Genomic DNA, 16,857 nt, shown 5'->3' on the forward strand with positions numbered 1-16,857 from the left:
CAGGGCGCGACACGGTGCCGCACGCCCCGGAGCGTATGCACATATCGCGGCCCTTGGGCCGGTTTCTAGCCGAGTCCAGCTCGTGACAAGGCTAGGGCGCTCACTCTGCGCACACACAATCGGCACGCTTTCGAACGCTTTGGGGTTGCCTGCTATGGCTCGAAGCTACAGTTGCTCGGCCGACAACAGCTCCGCTTGCGAGATGACGGGCCCCTTGTCCTTGGCCAGGCCGAGCACCTGAGTGACCCGAAGGCGGACTCCGTCCTGCTGGACCATCGTCACCACCGCGCGCACCGCGCCGTCGGGCTGCACCTGCACCTCATCCACGTGCACCTCGCTCATCGAGCTCCACGCCCGCACGAGATCGCCCGGTTCGTCGCCGGCGAGTTCAGGGGAGAGCATGGCCAGCGCGTCCTCCGGATGCGAGGACACCATGCGCTGGTAGAACTGCTTGACCACAGCCACTTTCTGGCCGTCGGTGACCTCGGTCGTCGTCGTGGTCGGGATCGAGCTGCTGGTGGTCGGGGCGGGTGCGGTACCGATCGGCTGCGTCTGGGCGACCGGAGCCTGCGAGGTCGCCGTGACACTGGGCTGGGGCCGCATCGGGTGGCTTTGCGCGTGGGGAGCTTCGGCGGTGCCCGTGCCGGGCAAGAATGCGCCGAGCGCGGCAGCGCCGGTGATCTGCGGGGGAGCGGGGTTCGGGTCGCGGGTGTCCGCCGGTCTCTGTCTGGTCAGCATCGAGGACGCCACGACAGCGCCGATCAGCAGGGAGGCGGCGGTGGTCAGGCCGGCGAGCTTCGCCACCTTCGACACCCTGCTCTCCGGCTCGCGGGTGGGCTCGGGTTCGCGCTTCGGACGAAGCCGGGGCGGCGGCAGGAAGTCGCGCTCGTGCCCGGATCCGGTCGGACAGGTGTCTTCGACCAGCGTCAGCTCGAGTTCTCGCACTGACAGGAGATCCTCCACGGTGCGAGCGTCCGGCTCCTGCCGGGACCGTCGGCGATCGTGCGCGACTCTCATGGCCTCTGTTCCGGTTGATCGGTTGTCTGCTCCTTCATCAGCGAACCGTGACAAGTCGTTACGGGCCACCTTTGATCGCCAGAGGGCCGTCACCGCACGACGAACGGCAGGGCGCATCACCCGCCTGGAGCAGTGGAACGTCAGGAACCGTCGCTGGCGATCTTGCCGCGCTGGAAGGTCAGGGTCTTCTGCTCGGTGGTCTCGGCACCGTCCTTGCGGACCGTCTTCACCGTGCAGACCGTCTTGCCGTCGTACTGGTGCACCTGGACGTGCTCGACCTGGAAGTAGGCGACTTCGGCGTACTTCTGTTCGATTCCCTGGGTGCCTTCCTGCTGCAGGTCGCCGGTGGTCATCGCGTACGCGGCCTGCGGGTTGTCGGTGACGGTGTCGAGGTACGTCTGCGAGTTCTCGGCCAACGTCTTCGGGTCGCCCTGCGAGAACGCGAACCGCGTCGGGTCCTGCGAGTAGGGCGCCGGGGTGGGCGGCGGTTTCCGCGGGACCGGGGTTGTGGTGGGCGTCGAGGGGCTGCTGTCCCAGCCGTCGTCCGTGGTCGGAGCGGTGGTGCTGCTGGTGAACTCGTCCAGTGACGTCGTAGTGCCCGGCGAGCGGACACTGTCGGGCCGGCGCACGGGATCGCTCACCGCGCCGGGGTCGGTCGCGGAGCCGCGGCTCTTCGTGAGCGAATCGCTGGACGTCCCGCCGGGGACGGGCACGACGCGCTCACCCCCGATCGTCGGCAGCCCGCCGCCGAGCCCAGGGATCCACGCGTCACCGGCCTGGCTCGGAGCGGGTTTGCCGACGAGCGCGGACCCGGCGAACAGCAGTGCGAGGACGACACCACCCGAGGAAGCGGTGGCGAACCACGCGGCCTTGCGCCAGCTTCGCGGAGGTGTCACCGACGCGGGCACACTGCCGAGGTCGAACGAGCTGAGGCCGGTCTCGGCGGGAGCCGCGTACACCCGCACGTCGTCGTCGACACTTTCGCCCTTCGCGGCGGGCGGGGTGAGCGTGACCTTGGTGCGCTTGGGGCACCGTGGGGCTGCGTCCGGGAGCGGCAACTCGCCATGGGCGCTGGGGAACTCGCCGCGGGCGGCCGGAACGGAGGCGCCTTGCTCGAAGATCTGTGAGATGAGCGGCAGCGAACCATGGGCCGGTGCGTCGAACGGCGGTGTGACGGAATGGCGTCCCCCCGTTCCACGTGGCGGCACGGTTGGTGTCCACGTGCCCGCACCGCGCCGGTGCCTGCCGGCGGTGAAGGGAAGCGGCTCAGTCGAATCGGCCCCGCCTGTCATGCCCGGTGGACGCCTCCTCCCGTGCCAGGTGACGCCACTGGGAGGCCGGTTAAACCAAATGGAGCAACATGCACACTTGCGGATGCACAGTCATCTGCACGAGCACGCCGCGGAGCCGAGAAGGCGCGGCTGATCGTGCGAGTGTCCATCCTGCAAGGGTAAAAGGCTTCGCCCGCAACGGGAGGGCGGGTGGCCAAGTTCACCCTGTAGAGAACGAGTCTCGCTTGAAATGCGACTTGCAGTGTGTAACCGCGGCGCGCCGCGGTATTCAGCCGCCGCTGCGGTACTTCGCCTGGGTCGATTGCAAGGCCTTCACCGCCACCGCTCCGCTACCGGCGGCGAGGACGATGGCCAGAATGTCCATCCCGGTTCCCCCGGCGGTGAACAACCAGGCGAGCAACGAGGCGGCGGTGGTGCCGCCCGCGATCGGCCACCGGCTGCGCACGTACTGCGCGACCGGAGCACCCCCGGCACGCTTGTTCGCAGCGTTGTTGAGCAATGCCAGATATCCGACATGGCCGAGCGCGGCGAGCACACTGGCTATCGCGACCACGACCGCGATGAAATTAATCATGTCTACAGTGTGCCCGTCCGTCGCGGGCTCAGGGTCGGGGAAAGACCCTGAATTCCGTCACCGGCCAAGCCGCCCGCGACCCAGGTTGAGCAGTGCCATCGCGAGCTGCCTGCCGTCCGGACCGAGGTCGCGGTAGCGGGCGAGCACGTCCATCTCGCGGTTGTAGACGATGCGGGTACCACCGGCGGCCATCCTGGCGCGCCCGATGGTCTGGGAAACCTCGACCCGGCGTTTGACCAGCCGCAGGATTTCCCCGTCCAGCCAGTCGATTTCCTTGCGCAGCTCGGCGATCTCCTCGGCCGAGGCGACCGGTTCCGCGGTGGAAACCCGGTCTTCGTGCGTCGATGCGTCCATCAGGACCTCCGGTTCGCCCGGATCCCCACCTGATCCCAGAGCCGACGAAAGCCCCGGGTCCGTGGACTCCGGGGCTTCGTGGTGATTGCGGTCGGACACTACGCGATCACGGGAGCCGGAGTCCGGTTCCCGTAGAAAAATCGGAAGGCGTTGTGTCGCACACCGTCAGTATGGCACAGTCGCCCACCGGCGCCGCAGGCCCGCATGCACCAGGAGGCTGATCGTGAGCCAGAAAATGGGTGCCACCGGCCAGAAGAACGGCACACCCGACACGGCCCAGCCGACGATCAGCAGTGCCGACAACAGCACCACGACCGCGGCATGCACACGCAGCGGCGGCGGGAAACCGCGGCGTGGCACGGGTTCCGCCGGCAGGTCGGCCACGAAGCCGGCGAGCTGATCGACATACGTGGCGGCATAAACGTCGCCGAGGCGTTGTTCGGTTTCATCGAGGGTGAGACGGCCTTCGGAACTGGCTTGCTGGATACGGGTGGCGATCCGCTCGCGCTCGGCGTCCGAGGCGCGGATCCGGGTTTGTGTGGTCATGGTTCCGATGGTCCGCACGCGAACGCCGTCCGGCATCGGCCGCGGGGCGACATTCCCGGCTACGTCCGGTGCGGTAGACCGTCGGTGCCCCCGAGTAGCGTGGATCCCCGATGAGCACCCTTTTCGATCTTCCTAGAGAAGACGCTGTGAACACGTCCTCTTCCGGTCGCCAAGCCGACCTGCTCGCGGACCTGAACCCGGCCCAGCGTGAAGCGGTGACCCACGCCGGGGTGCCGCTGCTGGTCGTGGCGGGCGCCGGATCGGGCAAGACACGGGTGCTGACCAGGCGAATCGCCTGGCTGCTCGCCGAACGCGGCGCCCAGCCGGGGCAGATCATGGCGATCACGTTCACCAACAAGGCCGCCGCCGAAATGCGGGACAGGGTCAGCGAACTGGTGGGCAGGCGCGCCAACGCGATGTGGGTCTCGACGTTCCACTCCATGTGCGTGCGGTTGCTGCGGCGTGAGGCCAAGACGCTGGGCATGTCGTCGAACTTCTCCATTTACGACTCCGACGACACCAAGCGCCTGATCACGCTGGTCGCGCGAGATCTCGACATCGACCCGAAGCGCTATCCGGCGCGGACGCTCGCGGTGCACATCTCCAACCTCAAGAACGAGCTCGTCGATGCCGAAACGGCGAAGGACAAGGCCACCAATGATCTGGAGCGCCGGGTCGCCGAGGTGTACACGGAGTACCAGCGCCGGTTGACGCTGGCGAACGCGATGGACTTCGACGACCTGATCATGCGCACGGTCGAGCTGCTGCAACGCTTCCCGGACGTGGCCGAGCACTACCGGCGCCGCTTCCGTCATGTTCTGGTCGACGAGTACCAGGACACCAACCACGCGCAGTACACGCTGGTCCGGGAGCTGGTAGGTACCGAGGCCACCGAGTCCGGTGTGGAGCCCGCGGAGCTGTGCGTGGTCGGTGACGCGGACCAGTCGATCTACGCGTTCCGCGGCGCGACGATCCGCAACATCGAGGAGTTCGAACGGGACTTCCCGAACGCGCGCACGATCATGCTGGAGCAGAATTACCGCTCCACGCAGACGATCCTGTCGGCGGCGAACGCGGTCATCTCGCGAAACCCGAACCGGCGCGACAAGCGACTGTGGACCGACTCCGGCGACGGGGAGCGGATCGGCGGCTACGTCGCCGACAACGAGCACGACGAGGCCGCGTTCGTGGCAGGCGAGATCGACGCGCTGGCGGACAAGGGCGAGGCCAAGTACTCCGACGTCGCGGTGTTCTACCGCACCAACAACCAATCGCGCGTGTTCGAAGAGATCTTCATCCGGCTCGGCCTGCCGTACCGGGTGGTCGGCGGGGTCCGCTTCTACGAGCGGCGCGAGGTGCGGGACATGCTCGCCTACCTTCGGGTCATCGCGAACCCGGAGGACACGGTGAGCCTGCGCCGGATCCTGAACGTGCCCAAGCGCGGTATCGGGGACAGAGCGGAAGCCGTTGTCGCGACGCACGCCGAGCGTGAGCGGATCTCCTTCTACGCGGCGTTGCGTGAGGCGGTCGAAGGCAAGGTCACGCTGCTGAATCCACGCTCCGCCCGCGCCATCACCGGGTTCATCGAACTGCTCGACGGTCTGCTGGAGCTGGCCGACGACGGCGTGGAAGTGGCCGACATCCTGGAGACGGTGCTGGATCGCACCGGCTACCGCGCAGAGCTCGAGGAATCCGACGATCCACAGGACGCTTCCCGGGTGGAGAACCTGACGGAACTCGTGACCGTCGCGCGGGAGTTCACCGAGGCCGCAGTGGAGCTACCCCCGTCTGACGACGTCGACGCGGGCGCACCGGAACCGGGTTCGTTGCCCGCGTTCCTGGAACGGGTGTCGCTGGTGGCCGACGCGGACTCGATCCCGTCCCCCGACGGCGAGGACGAAGAAGATGACGCGGGAGTGGTCACGTTGATGACCGTGCACACCGCGAAGGGCCTGGAGTATCCGGTCGTGTTCTGCACCGGCTGGGAGGACGGCGTCTTTCCGCACATGCGCGCGCTCGGGGAACCGGCGGAACTCGCGGAGGAGCGGCGTCTGGCGTACGTGGCGATCACCAGGGCCCGCGAGCGGCTGTACCTGTCACGGGCGATCGTGCGCTCGGCGTGGGGGCAGCCGATGACCAACCCGGCTTCGCGTTTCTTCGACGAGATCCCCGCGGACCTCGTCGACTGGCGCCGTGAGGAGCCGGTGGCGTCGTCGGGCTCCCCGCGTGCGGCCACGACCTGGGGAAGGCGGTCGTTCGGCGACCAGGCGGCGCGTACGCCACGGCCCGCCCCGGCGAAGGGCTGGCAGAACACGGTCGCGATGAAACTCGACGTCGGTGACCGGGTCAGCCACGACAAGTACGGCCTCGGCACGGTGGTCGAAGCTCAGGGCGAGGGCCCGCGAGCCACCGCGACCATCGACTTCGGCGCGGCAGGCAAGGTGAAGCTGATGCTGATCGGCAGCGTGCCGATGGTGAAGTTGTAGTTGGACGGTCTCACCCGATCGGTGCCCGTTTTCCGGCTGCTCCACGCTCTGGCCCAGGAATTGTCGGACCCTTCCGCTATACCTGACCTCGAACAGGAGTTCGAGGTCAGAAGGGGGTCCTCATGCCGCGGATGGTCAGGTTCCTGAGGCGTTGGAGTGCCAGTTTCGTCAGGTCATCGGCGGACCGGTTCCAGCGGTTTCGGCGTCTTCGGCCAGTCACCGTCGCGCCGGGTGCTCAGCTGCCCGCCGTCGCCATCCCTGCTGCGGAAGGGATCCGGGAGGGCATCGCGGCGCCCCAGGCGCAGCTGCGTGCCGCTTTTGCCTCCGTGGCGGAGCAGATCCGGGCAGCGGCTGCCGTACCCCAGATACAGCTATGTGCTCCCGGCAGCGATCCTGCCGTGAAAGGGCTTCGTGCAGTCGCCGCAGTGTCGGGGACCCAGCTTCACCCAGCCGCAGTCTGGTGCGAGCGCCGTAATGACGCGACGTCGTTTCCGAGTCAGCCACAGGCAGCTGCGTCAGAGCCGCCGCGAGATCGGCTACAGGTAAACGCCCCGTGCGGCCAGCCAGGGGCGCGGGTCGATCTTCTTCGTGCCGTTCTGCCAGACCTCGAAGTGCAGGTGCGGCCCGGTCGCCTGGCCACGGTCACCGATCTCGGCGATCTTCTGCCCGCACTTGACCTTCTGGCCTTCGTGCACCGAGAAAGTGTTCATGTGCCCATAGACCTGAATGGTCCCGTCGTCGAGCTGAATTCGCACCCACAGGCCGAATCCGCTGGCCGGGCCCGCGTCGATCACGGTGCCGTCCGAGGCGGCATAGATCGGCGTGCCGATCGAGTTGGCGATGTCGATTCCGAAGTGAGTCGTGCCCCACCGGGCGCCGAAGCCGGAGGTGAACGCCCCATGCGCGGGCAGGCAGGTCTTCGGGCGGGCGGCTTCATCGGCGGCGGCCTTCGCCACCGCGGCAGCGCGTGCCTCACGGTCCTGCGTCACCTGCAGGCTGGCGTTGAGCTTCTGCACCTCGGCAGACGCGTCGGCGTAGTGCGCGGCGGGCACCAGTTCGGGAGCGCCGGCGGGGGCGTCACCGCCCAGCGCGAACGAGGCGCGGGCGTCCGTGGCGTTGGCCAGCGGGGTCACGCCATCAGCGTCGGAGGAGGAGCCGAAGGACTGCAGGGTCTGCCCGGCCGCGGCGGCGGCGAAAGCGCCGGCCGCAACAGCGGCAACCACCACGCGGCCGCGCAGGGCCGAAGACGGTGCCGGGAGTCGGTGTCCACCCCGGACACGAACGACAGCACCCTCCAGTGCGTCATCGAGTTCCGGGGAAGGGCCTTCGCCGCCGGGGGAGCGGTATCGAGCCAAGTCGGGGCCTTCCGTTACTCGGGGAGTCAAATCGCGAACCCGGGTGGGAACCCGGTGAACCAGCCTCGGGGGGTGGCTGACTCGCTGTCCGCTCTCGTGACCTGACCGTAATGGGGACCGGGGGACAGTAACGAAGGGAGGGATACCTGGGCAAGGCATCGCGGCAGTGTGCCCTGAGTGGGTCGCCATTGCGCGCCTGCTACCAGCAGTGATAACCGAACGTTGAAGATCGATTACACCATTAGTGTGAGGTGAATTACGTTTACTGAGGAATAGAAAGCCGCCAACAGTCTGCTTCGGCGGCTGAACCCGTCGGTCCTTGCTAGCGTGCTCTGGCAATGACCCGGACACGCTGGACCGTCGTCGACCGGCTCTCGCGAACCGATCCGCGCTCGCCGGATGCCTTCGACGAGCCGTCGGCCGCCACTCTGCTCACTGCCCTCGCCCTTGGCCTGCTCGCGGCCGTACTCCTGGCGCTGGGGTCGGTGGTCCCGGTGGTGACCGGCGCGGCCCGCGGATACCTGAGCCCGCCCCTGCTGATCGTGCTCGCGGTCGTTCCGATCGCGTTGGCAGGCGCGTTCGCGCTGCGCGGACGGCAGGTCGCCGCGGCAGGGGTGCTGGCCGGCTTCGCGGCGCTGGCTCCCGGGCGCGCTGTGCTCGACCTGGAGTTCCTGGCCGACCCGTCGGCCGCTTCGCGGCCCGAGCTGTACCGGCCGGTGGAGTTCGCGCTGCCCGGGCCGGGCGCTGGGCTGTGGCTGTTGCTGGCCGGCCACGTGGTGACGGTCGCCGCAGGCGTACTCGCTGTGCGCGGCATTGGGCCGCGCGCCGACGACGCCATCGGGCTGCGACTCGACGACGGCCTGGGGTCGCGATCCGAAGACGCGATCGGGCTGCAATCCCAAGGCGGCAGTGGGCCATGGCTCGAAGACGCAAGTGGGCTGCGACCCGAGGATGGCGCCTGGGCACGGTCCGATGGCGTAACCGGGTCGTGGCCCGAACACGCAGGCGTGCCAAGGTCCCAAGGCGCCATGGAGCCCCGAACCGATGACGCCATCGGGCCGGGGTCGGCGGGGCGGGGGCTGCTGCCGGTCGGACTGGTGGCCGCTGGGCTTGCCGCGGTCGGTGTGATGATGGCGCCGTTCTCGGGTGATGACGCGTTCTTGCCGGTGGGCAGTGCCTTCGAGCGGCCTCCGCTGGTGCTGGCCGGGTGTCTGCTGCTGGCATTCGCGCTGCCGGTCGCCGCCGGGATGGTGATCAGTTCCGGGGCCCGCGGGCTCGGCATGGGCGGCCTGCTGGGACTGGGCATCGCGGCGGCCACGGTCGCATTACCCGAGTTGGTATCCGGTCTCGCGGTCGCCGGAATCGGCATGTCGGCCGGGCCGATCGTCGTGCTGGCCGGGGCGCTGGGCTTGGTGATCGTCGCCTTCCTGCCCGGCGGACGCGCAGAGGGAACCGGTGAAACCGACGCAGCCGGGGCCCTCAACCTGCCCGGTTCGCCGCGGCTCCGGATGACCACTGGCGCGCTCGGCCTCGTCACCATGCTCGCCGCGATCGCGGGCACGTTCACCGACCAGGTCGTGGTCGCCGGGGGACTGCCGGGACCGGAAAGCCCGTCGCGCTGGTTACTGCTCGTCGCCGGGCTGTTGGTCGGCGTCCTGTGCGCGGCGATGTTCGTGCCCGGTCTCGCGGCCGCGGTACGCCCTGCGCTGTCGGTCGCCTGGGCCGGTGTGCCACTCGCGGCGACGGCCGTGCTCACCATCGCGATCACCGCGACAGAGCTCCGTGCCGGACTGTCGCCAGGGCAGGGCGTGCTGTGGACCTCGGTCGCGGTGGCCACGGCGGTCGCGACGGCGTGCTGCTCGGTCGTCGCGGGCATGGTCGAGCGGGACGACGGCGAAGACGCGGGCGACACAGTGCCCGGGCCGAACATGATCACACCCCTGGTAGCCGGCGGCATTCTCGCCATCGGCGGGTTCGGCACACCTTCGATCGTCGCGCCCGACTACGTCGAGCCCGCGCTGTGGCAGAACTTCGGCACGCCCTCGTGGGGACTCCTGCTCGCGTTGCTCACCGTGCTCGGCGCCTGCTTCCTCGCGCCGAGAAGCAGGCCGGCCCGCGCGACGGCACTGCTCGCCGGGGCCACCTGCCTCGCCGCGCTCCGGGTGCTCGCGCTGCCGTTGACGGGCGACCGGATCCACGACGCGCATGCCGGCGTCGGCTGGTGGCTGGCCTTGGGATGTGTCGTAGCCCTCGCGATCGCGACCGTACTGGCCCCGCGTGGGCCGATTCACACCCGGAAAACACCGGCTGGATCCATACGGTGACAGAGTTCACCGGGTGCGGCGCCCCGCGCTTCTCCCCTGGTCGCTAGGGTCGTCTCGTCCGGCAGCAAGGGTTTGTAACTGACACGCATCTGGGCTCGTCCCCGCAGGGTCAACACAGTGGCGTGTGTCGTCAGGAGACTGGAGTAGTGGACCTCTACGAATACCAGGCGAAGGATCTCTTCGCCGCGCACGGTGTGCCGGTTTTGCCCGGTGCCGTGGCAAGCACCCCGGAAGAAGCGCAGGCCGCTGCCGAGAAGATCGGCGGCCAGGTCGTGGTGAAGGCGCAGGTGAAGACGGGTGGCCGGGGCAAGGCCGGCGGCGTGAAGCTGGCCGAGAACCCCGCAGCGGCCAAGGAGAAAGCCGAGGCGATCCTCGGGTTGGACATCAAGGGCCACATCACGCACCGCGTGCTGGTGACCGAGGCGTCCGACATCTCGGAGGAGTACTACGTCTCCTTCCTGCTGGACCGGGCGAACCGCACCTTCCTGGCCATGGCTTCGGCCGAGGGCGGGATGGAGATCGAGCAGCTCGCCGTCGAGCGGCCGGACGCGCTGGCGAAGGTCCCGGTCGACGCGATCGCCGGGGTCGACAAGGCCAAGGCGCTGGAGATCCTCACCGAGGGCAAGTTCCCCGAGGTGATCAAGGACCAGGCCGCCGAGGTACTGGTGACGCTCTGGGAGACCTTCGTCGCCGAGGACGCCACCTTGGTCGAGGTCAACCCGCTGGTCCGTGACCCGCAGGACAAGATCGTCGCCCTCGACGGCAAGGTGACCCTCGACGAGAACGCCGGTTTCCGCCACCCGGCGCACGAGGAGCTCGTCGACAAGCAGGCCGAGGACCCGCTGGAGGCCAAGGCCAAGGCGAAGAACCTCAACTACGTCAAGCTTGACGGCGAGGTCGGCATCATCGGCAACGGCGCGGGCCTGGTCATGTCCACTTTGGACGTGGTCGCCTACGCGGGCGAGAAGCACGGCGGCGTCAAGCCGGCCAACTTCCTCGACATCGGGGGCGGCGCCTCCGCCGAGGTCATGGCCGCCGGCCTGGACGTCATCCTCAACGACCCGGCGGTCAAGTCGGTGTTCGTGAACGTGTTCGGCGGCATCACCGCGTGCGACGCGGTCGCCAACGGCATCGTCGAGGCGCTCAAGATCCTCGGTGACGAAGCGGCGAAGCCGCTCGTGGTGCGGCTCGACGGCAACAACGTCGAAGAGGGCCGCCGCATCCTGAACGACGCCAACCACCCGCTGGTCACCCAGGTGGACACCATGGACAATGCGGCGGACAAGGCCGCCGAGCTCGCGGCGGCAGGAGCGTAACCAATGTCGATCTTCCTTGACTCCTCCAGCAAGATCATCGTGCAGGGCATCACCGGGTCCGAGGGCACGAAGCACGCGACCAAGATGCTGCAGGCCGGCGCGAACATCGTCGGCGGCGTGAACGCTCGCAAGGCCGGGCAGACCGTCACCATCGCCGACAAGGACCTCACCGTGTTCGGCACGGTCGAGGAAGCCATCAAGGAGACCGGCGCGGACGTGTCGGTCATCTTCGTGCCGCCGAAGTTCGCCAAGGACGCGGTCATCGAGGCGATCGACGCCGAGATCCCGCTCGCCGTGGTCATCACCGAGGGCATCCCGGTGCACGACTCGGCCTACTTCTGGGCGCACGCCGTGGCCACCGGCAACAAGACCCGCATCATCGGCCCGAACTGCCCTGGCGTCATCTCGCCCGGCAAGTCGAACGCGGGGATCATCCCGGCGAACATCACCGGCCCCGGCAAGATCGGCCTCGTGTCGAAGTCCGGCACGCTCACCTACCAGATGATGTACGAGCTGCGGGACATCGGCTTCTCCACCGCGGTCGGCATCGGCGGTGACCCGATCATCGGCACCACCCACATCGACGCGCTGGAAGCCTTCCAGCAGGACCCCGAGACCGAGGTCATCGTCATGATCGGGGAGATCGGCGGGGACGCCGAGGAGCGGGCCGCGGCCTACATCAAGGCCAACGTCACCAAGCCCGTCGTCGGCTACGTCGCCGGGTTCACCGCACCCGAGGGCAAGACCATGGGCCACGCCGGTGCCATCGTCTCCGGTTCCGCCGGTACCGCCCAGGCGAAGAAGGAAGCTCTCGAAGCCGCTGGGGTGAAGGTCGGCAAGACGCCCTCCGAGACCGCCGCGCTGGCCAGGGAGCTGTACGAGAAGCTGCACTGAATTCACGGTTCCTACGACGGCCGGGCACCCCAGGGGGCGCCCGGCCGTTTTACTGTATGCGGTGGTCAAACGGCCGGGTTTCACCGGAAGCTCGGTGCAACCGTTTACCGCTGCCGGACGTCGGATAGCCGAGGGGTGGCCAGGCTCTTCCGGCGGCCACCAACCTTTCGGGCAATGACGACAGGAGAACCACGGAATGACCTTCCCCACCGGTGGGCCGGGCTACCCGCAGCAGGGTGGCGCACACCCCAACCCGCAGGCGACAGGCTCGGGCCCTTATCCCCGGCCGCAGCACAGCAGCGGGAGCAACCTGTCGTCGATCAACCTGCCGACGGTGCTGACCCTGGTCGTCGCGGTGCTCGGCGTCGTCAACTATTTCATCGGTTTCTCCAGTGAGGCGGCGGGTTCCGACCAGGCCCTGCTGTTCCTGCTGGCCGGTGGCCTGCTGGCGGGCCTGGCACTGGTGCCGCGCGGGCCGAAGGTACTGCCGTTCGCGGTGCTGTTGAGCGTGCTCGGCGGGCTCTACGCGATCCTGTCGGTCGTCCGTGTGCCGTCGGGTACCGACACGCCCGGCATCATGACCGTCATCCTGATCCTGGGTGTCCTGCAGTTGCTCGTCGCCGTGGCCGCACTGCTGTTCGAGTACAACGTGCTCAAGATGCCCGCGCCGCGCCCGGCCTACCCGCCTTACGGCCAGCCCGGTCCGTACGGTCAGGAGCAGCAGGCCGGCCCGCAGGGCACGCAGTTCGCGCCGCCCGCCGCGCCGCAGTCGACGGTGTACGCCCCGCAGCACGGCCAGTTCTACCAGCCGCAGCAACCCGAATCGGGTCCGCAGCACCAACAGCCCGGCACGCCGCCGGGCGGGTTCGGTCAGCAGGGCTGAGCGACCGGCGGCGATGGGTGCCACTCCCGCAGCGGCGCCCATCGCCGCCGTTTCCGCCATAACCCCTGCGGGTGAGCTGTGTGCGGACCCACGGAACGAAGGCGGCGTGCCTCACCCGCACAGAGCAGCGCAAATGCGATGGTTCGGGGATGCAGCTGCTCACCCCGCGTTCTCCCGCCGAGAAAGAGGTGACCGAGCTGCGCGGAACGGGTGAGCTGAGCGGCGCGGCCCGGATGAAGATCGTCATCGCGGCCGCGTTCGGGCCGTTGATCGCCGGCTACGCTCTCGTCGCCGCGTTGTTCGCGCTGGTCACCGTCCTTGCCGCGAGCCCGCACTTCTCCGTCGCCGGTGTCTTGCACGCGGCGGCGCCGGGGTTGCTCGCGGCGTATCAGGTGCCGGTCACGATCGCCGGCGCGAGCCTCGGGGTGCTGCCGCTGTTCGGCACCGTGCTGGCCGGCGCGCTGGTCGCCGGGTCGGCCTCGCATGCCGCCGCCAGGCTCAACTACCGCGAACCGGGGCAGGCCGTCAACGTGGTCGCGCCCATCGCCGCCGCGCACGCCCTTGCCGGTATCGCCATCGCGCTGACCATCGACTCCACCCAGGTCGGCGTCGAGCCGCTCGCCGCGTTCCTGGTACCGGGTTTCATTGCCGCACTCTGTGCGACCGCCGGAGTCGCCGAGCGGTGTGGCATTGTCTCGGCCGCGCGTGACCTTCTCGACCCCGCCGCGCTTCGCGGGCTGCGCGCCGGGGCGCTCGGCATGGCAGGGTTGTTCGCCGTCGGGGCGCTCGTGCTCACCGTCAGTCTCGCCGTTTCGGTGCACACCGTCGGCACGTTGTTCGCCGCGAACGCGCCCGGTTTCGGCAGTGGTGCCGGCATGCTGCTGCTGTCCGTCGGTTACCTGCCCAACGCCGTCGTCGCGACGCTCTCGTTCGTCGCGGGACCGGGATTCGCACTGGGTTCGGTCTCGCTCACCCCGTTCAGTTTCCGCGGCGGCAATGTGCCCGGCCTGCCGCTGCTCGCCGGCCTCCCCGAGCACGCCGCCCGCTGGTGGCCGGTGCTGATGTTGCTGCCTGCCACGGTGGGCGTGCTGGTCGGCTGGTCGTTGCGCACGAGCGACCACGATCCACGGGCGCGGCTGCGCACGGTCGGCATTGCCGGTGCGCTGATCGGGTTCGGGTGTGTCCTGCTCGGCACGCTCGCGGGTGGCCGCCTTGGCAACGGCACGTTCGATCCGGTGTCGGTCCCCATCGGGCTGTTGTCGGTGGCCGCGTTCGGCTGGATCGTCGTGCCCGGTGGGCTGGTGGCCTGGTTCGCCGGACCGCACCGCGCCCCCGCACCGGCCGTCATCGAGCAACCGCAGGAACCTGAACAACCTGAGCAACCCGAGGAGCTCGAGGAGCTCGAGGAGCCAGGCGAGCCTGAGGAAGCCGAACTCGTCGACGAAACCGAAGCACCGGGCGAACCGGAAGAACCTGAGACGCCCGAGGAAGACGAGGCCGAAAGCGAGGCCGTCGAGCCGCCGCCCACCTCCGAGGAGTCCGAACAGCCCAGCTAGGCTGAGCTGTACTGACATCCGGGCGAAGGAGAGGCGTTGGAGTCCACTCGATTGGACCTGCCCACGCCGTTGCGAGTGGTCGTGCTGGCGTCCGGCTCCGGCACGCTCATGCAGGCGCTCATCGAAGCCACCGGACAGCCGGGGTATCCGGCTGAGGTGGTCGCCGTCGGCACGGACCGCACGGGTGCCGAAGCGCTGACGAAGGCAGAGCGGGCTGAGGTGCCGTGGTTCACGGTGCGGCTGGCCGACCATCCCGATCGTGCCGCGTGGGACAAAGCCCTCACCGAAGCGGTTGCCGCCTACCGTCCCGATCTTGTCGTGTCCGCGGGTTTCATGAAGCTGCTGGGGGAGAACTTCCTCGCCCGCTTCGAGAACCGCGTGATCAACACGCACCCCGCGCTGCTGCCGTCGTTCCCCGGGATGCACGCGGTGGCCGACGCGCTGGCCATGGGGGTCAAGGTGAGCGGGTCCACCGTGCATTTCGTGGACGCCGGGATGGACACCGGCCCGATCATTGCGCAGGAGGCCGTCGGGGTCGAAGTCGACGACGACGAGGCGACGCTGCACGAGCGGATCAAGGTGGTCGAGCGGCGGCTGCTCGTCGAGGTGGTCGAGCGGCTGGGCCGGGGTGGATGCACTGTGGACGGACGAAAGGTGATTTTCCGGTGAGTGGACGGCGGGCGGTCAAGCGGGCGCTGATCGGTGTTTCGGACAAGGCAGGCCTGCTGGAGCTCGGTACCGGCCTGCATGCCGCCGGGGTGGAGATCGTGTCCACCGGTGGCACGGCGAAGACACTGGCCGATGCCGGGGTGCCGGTCACCCCGGTCGAGCAGGTCACCGGATTCCCGGAATCCCTGGATGGCCGGGTGAAGACACTGCACCCGCGGGTGCACGCCGGGCTGCTCGCCGACCGGAACCGGCCTGAGCACGTCGAGCAGCTGCGCGAGCTGGACATCGCGCCGTTCGACCTGCTGGTGGTGAACCTGTACCCGTTCCGCGAAACCGTGGCGTCCGGGGCGAGCCCCGAGGACTGTGTCGAGAACATCGACATCGGCGGTCCGGCGATGGTTCGTGCCGCGGCGAAGAACCACGGGAGTGTCGCGGTCGTCGTCGATCCGACGCGGTACGACTGGGTGCTCGAGCGTGTCCGGGACGGCGGGTTCGACTTCGCCGACCGCAAACTTCTTGCCGCGCAAGCCTTTGCGCACACCGCCGCGTATGACATGGCGGTGTCGGCGTGGTTCGCCAACTCCTACGCGCCCGCGGACGACTCCGGGTTCCCCGACGTCACCGGTGCGACCTGGGAGCGTGGCGAGGTCCTGCGCTACGGCGAGAACCCGCACCAGAACGCGGCGGTGTACAAGCACTGGCGGCCCGGGCTCGCGCATGCCGAACAGTTGCACGGCAAAGCGATGTCCTACAACAACTACGTCGACACCGAGGCCGCGCGCCGGGCGGCGGCGGACTTCACCGAGCCGGCGGTCGCGATCATCAAGCATGCCAATCCATGCGGGATCGCGGTCGGCGCCGATATCGCGGAGGCACACCGGAAAGCCCACGCGTGCGACCCGGTTTCCGCCTACGGTGGGGTGATCGCCAGCAATGGACCGGTCACGCTCGAGGCGGCGGAGCAGATCGCCGAGGTGTTCACCGAAGTCGTGCTCGCACCCTCGTTCGATGACGACGCGCTGGATGTGTTGCGGCAGAAGAAGAACATCCGGTTGCTGCGGTTGCCGCAGCTGACCAACCCGGACCCGATCGAGTTCCGCCCGATCTCCGGCGGTCTGCTCGTGCAGACGGTCGACCGGATCGACGCACCCGGTGACAACCCGGCGAACTGGACGCTGGCGACCGGTGAGGCGGCGGACGAAGGGACGTTGGCGGACCTCGAGTTCGCGTGGCGGTCGCTGCGTGCGGTGAAGTCGAACGCGATTCTGCTGGCCCACGACCGCGCGACCGTCGGGGTCGGCATGGGGCAGGTGAACCGCGTCGACTCGTCGCGGCTTGCCGTGCAGCGGGCCGGTGAGCGGGCGAAAGGCGCGGTGGCGGCGTCCGATGCGTTCTTCCCGTTCCCCGACGGACTCGAGGTGCTCCTCGAAGCCGGCGTCCGGGCCGTTGTGCAACCCGGCGGATCCATCCGGGACGCCGAAGTGATCGCGGCGGCCGAGGAAGCCGGCGTGACCCTGTACCTCACCGGGACGCGGCACTTCACGCACTGACCGTGCGATCGTCCACAATGGAGCGTTCCGCTTCGAGGCAA

The 16,857-nt window shown here is 68.8% G+C and carries 14 protein-coding genes; 8 read left to right on the forward strand and 6 right to left on the reverse strand.

Translation table 11 applies throughout. From position 1 onward, the window contains the following. Positions 1–165 precede the first annotated feature (165 nt). From GKO32_RS20275 to GKO32_RS20295, 5 genes are all read right to left on the reverse strand, one after another. On the reverse strand, positions 166–963 hold the full coding sequence (locus GKO32_RS20275; protein ID WP_154758457.1) for a hypothetical protein: 798 nt from the start codon (positions 961–963) through the stop codon (positions 166–168). 194 nt (positions 964–1,157) lie between these two features. Then, positions 1,158–2,309, reverse strand: a complete 1,152-nt coding sequence (locus tag GKO32_RS20280; RefSeq protein ID WP_246244158.1) for a hypothetical protein — start codon at positions 2,307–2,309, stop codon at positions 1,158–1,160. A 268-nt stretch (positions 2,310–2,577) separates the two neighbouring features. Beyond that, a complete protein-coding gene (locus GKO32_RS20285) occupies positions 2,578–2,883 on the reverse strand; it encodes a hypothetical protein (protein ID WP_154758458.1) in 306 nt (101 codons plus the stop codon). Positions 2,884–2,940: 57 nt separating this feature from the next. Further along, positions 2,941–3,237: a chorismate mutase gene (locus GKO32_RS20290; RefSeq protein WP_154758459.1), complete on the reverse strand. Its 297-nt coding sequence runs from the start codon at positions 3,235–3,237 to the stop codon at positions 2,941–2,943. Positions 3,238–3,402: 165 nt separating this feature from the next. After that, positions 3,403–3,783 carry a DUF1707 SHOCT-like domain-containing protein gene (locus GKO32_RS20295; protein ID WP_154758460.1) on the reverse strand — a complete coding sequence of 127 codons (381 nt, stop codon included), beginning with the start codon at positions 3,781–3,783 and terminating at the stop codon, positions 3,403–3,405. A gap of 110 nt (positions 3,784–3,893) precedes the next feature. On the opposite strand from GKO32_RS20295, the gene pcrA reads away from it, so the two are divergent. Beyond that, positions 3,894–6,269: a DNA helicase PcrA gene (gene pcrA, locus GKO32_RS20300; protein ID WP_154758461.1), complete on the forward strand. Its 2,376-nt coding sequence runs from the start codon at positions 3,894–3,896 to the stop codon at positions 6,267–6,269. Positions 6,270–6,805: 536 nt separating this feature from the next. Here pcrA and GKO32_RS20305 read toward each other — a convergent pair. Beyond that, a complete protein-coding gene (locus tag GKO32_RS20305; protein WP_312868204.1) occupies positions 6,806–7,492 on the reverse strand; it encodes a M23 family metallopeptidase in 687 nt (228 codons plus the stop codon). Positions 7,493–7,962: 470 nt separating this feature from the next. Between GKO32_RS20305 and GKO32_RS20310 the strand changes: the two genes are divergently transcribed. From GKO32_RS20310 to purH, 7 genes are all read left to right on the forward strand, one after another. Beyond that, entirely contained in the window at positions 7,963–9,948 is a 1,986-nt protein-coding gene (locus GKO32_RS20310) for a hypothetical protein (RefSeq protein ID WP_154758462.1), read from the forward strand. A 146-nt stretch (positions 9,949–10,094) separates the two neighbouring features. Next, the gene (gene sucC / locus GKO32_RS20315; RefSeq protein ID WP_312868205.1) at positions 10,095–11,264 is read left to right on the forward strand and encodes an ADP-forming succinate--CoA ligase subunit beta; all 1,170 of its coding nucleotides are present in this window, start codon (positions 10,095–10,097) and stop codon (positions 11,262–11,264) included. Positions 11,265–11,267: 3 nt separating this feature from the next. Further along, positions 11,268–12,158: a succinate--CoA ligase subunit alpha gene (gene sucD, locus GKO32_RS20320; RefSeq protein ID WP_154758464.1), complete on the forward strand. Its 891-nt coding sequence runs from the start codon at positions 11,268–11,270 to the stop codon at positions 12,156–12,158. 196 nt (positions 12,159–12,354) lie between these two features. Beyond that, a complete protein-coding gene (locus tag GKO32_RS20325; RefSeq protein WP_154758465.1) occupies positions 12,355–13,041 on the forward strand; it encodes a DUF5336 domain-containing protein in 687 nt (228 codons plus the stop codon). A 149-nt stretch (positions 13,042–13,190) separates the two neighbouring features. Then, positions 13,191–14,597, forward strand: coding sequence for a cell division protein PerM (locus GKO32_RS20330; RefSeq protein WP_154758466.1), 1,407 nt, complete (start codon positions 13,191–13,193; stop codon positions 14,595–14,597). A gap of 51 nt (positions 14,598–14,648) precedes the next feature. Next, on the forward strand, positions 14,649–15,266 hold the full coding sequence (gene purN, locus GKO32_RS20335; RefSeq protein WP_154758492.1) for a phosphoribosylglycinamide formyltransferase: 618 nt from the start codon (positions 14,649–14,651) through the stop codon (positions 15,264–15,266). Continuing rightward, the gene (purH, locus tag GKO32_RS20340; RefSeq protein ID WP_154758467.1) at positions 15,230–16,816 is read left to right on the forward strand and encodes a bifunctional phosphoribosylaminoimidazolecarboxamide formyltransferase/IMP cyclohydrolase; all 1,587 of its coding nucleotides are present in this window, start codon (positions 15,230–15,232) and stop codon (positions 16,814–16,816) included. Before purN ends, purH begins: the two co-directional genes overlap by 37 nt. Positions 16,817–16,857: the final 41 nt, after the last annotated feature.

The organism is Amycolatopsis pithecellobii, assembly GCF_009707865.1.
Taxonomy (GTDB): domain Bacteria; phylum Actinomycetota; class Actinomycetes; order Mycobacteriales; family Pseudonocardiaceae; genus Amycolatopsis_E; species Amycolatopsis_E pithecellobii.

What these genes read in the sequence shown, in the direction of transcription:
- GKO32_RS20285 (WP_154758458.1), bottom strand. Translation starts at nt 2,883, where the DNA reads ATGATTAATTTCATCGCGGTCGTGGTCGCGATAGCCAGTGTGCTCGCC.
- sucD (WP_154758464.1), top strand. Translation starts at nt 11,268, where the DNA reads ATGTCGATCTTCCTTGACTCCTCCAGCAAGATCATCGTGCAGGGCATC.
- GKO32_RS20325 (WP_154758465.1), top strand. Translation starts at nt 12,355, where the DNA reads ATGACCTTCCCCACCGGTGGGCCGGGCTACCCGCAGCAGGGTGGCGCA.
- GKO32_RS20280 (WP_246244158.1), bottom strand. Translation starts at nt 2,309, where the DNA reads ATGACAGGCGGGGCCGATTCGACTGAGCCGCTTCCCTTCACCGCCGGC.
- purH (WP_154758467.1), top strand. Translation starts at nt 15,230, where the DNA reads ATGCACTGTGGACGGACGAAAGGTGATTTTCCGGTGAGTGGACGGCGG.
- GKO32_RS20295 (WP_154758460.1), bottom strand. Translation starts at nt 3,783, where the DNA reads ATGACCACACAAACCCGGATCCGCGCCTCGGACGCCGAGCGCGAGCGG.
- GKO32_RS20290 (WP_154758459.1), bottom strand. Translation starts at nt 3,237, where the DNA reads ATGGACGCATCGACGCACGAAGACCGGGTTTCCACCGCGGAACCGGTC.
- GKO32_RS20330 (WP_154758466.1), top strand. Translation starts at nt 13,191, where the DNA reads ATGCAGCTGCTCACCCCGCGTTCTCCCGCCGAGAAAGAGGTGACCGAG.
- GKO32_RS20310 (WP_154758462.1), top strand. Translation starts at nt 7,963, where the DNA reads ATGACCCGGACACGCTGGACCGTCGTCGACCGGCTCTCGCGAACCGAT.
- pcrA (WP_154758461.1), top strand. Translation starts at nt 3,894, where the DNA reads ATGAGCACCCTTTTCGATCTTCCTAGAGAAGACGCTGTGAACACGTCC.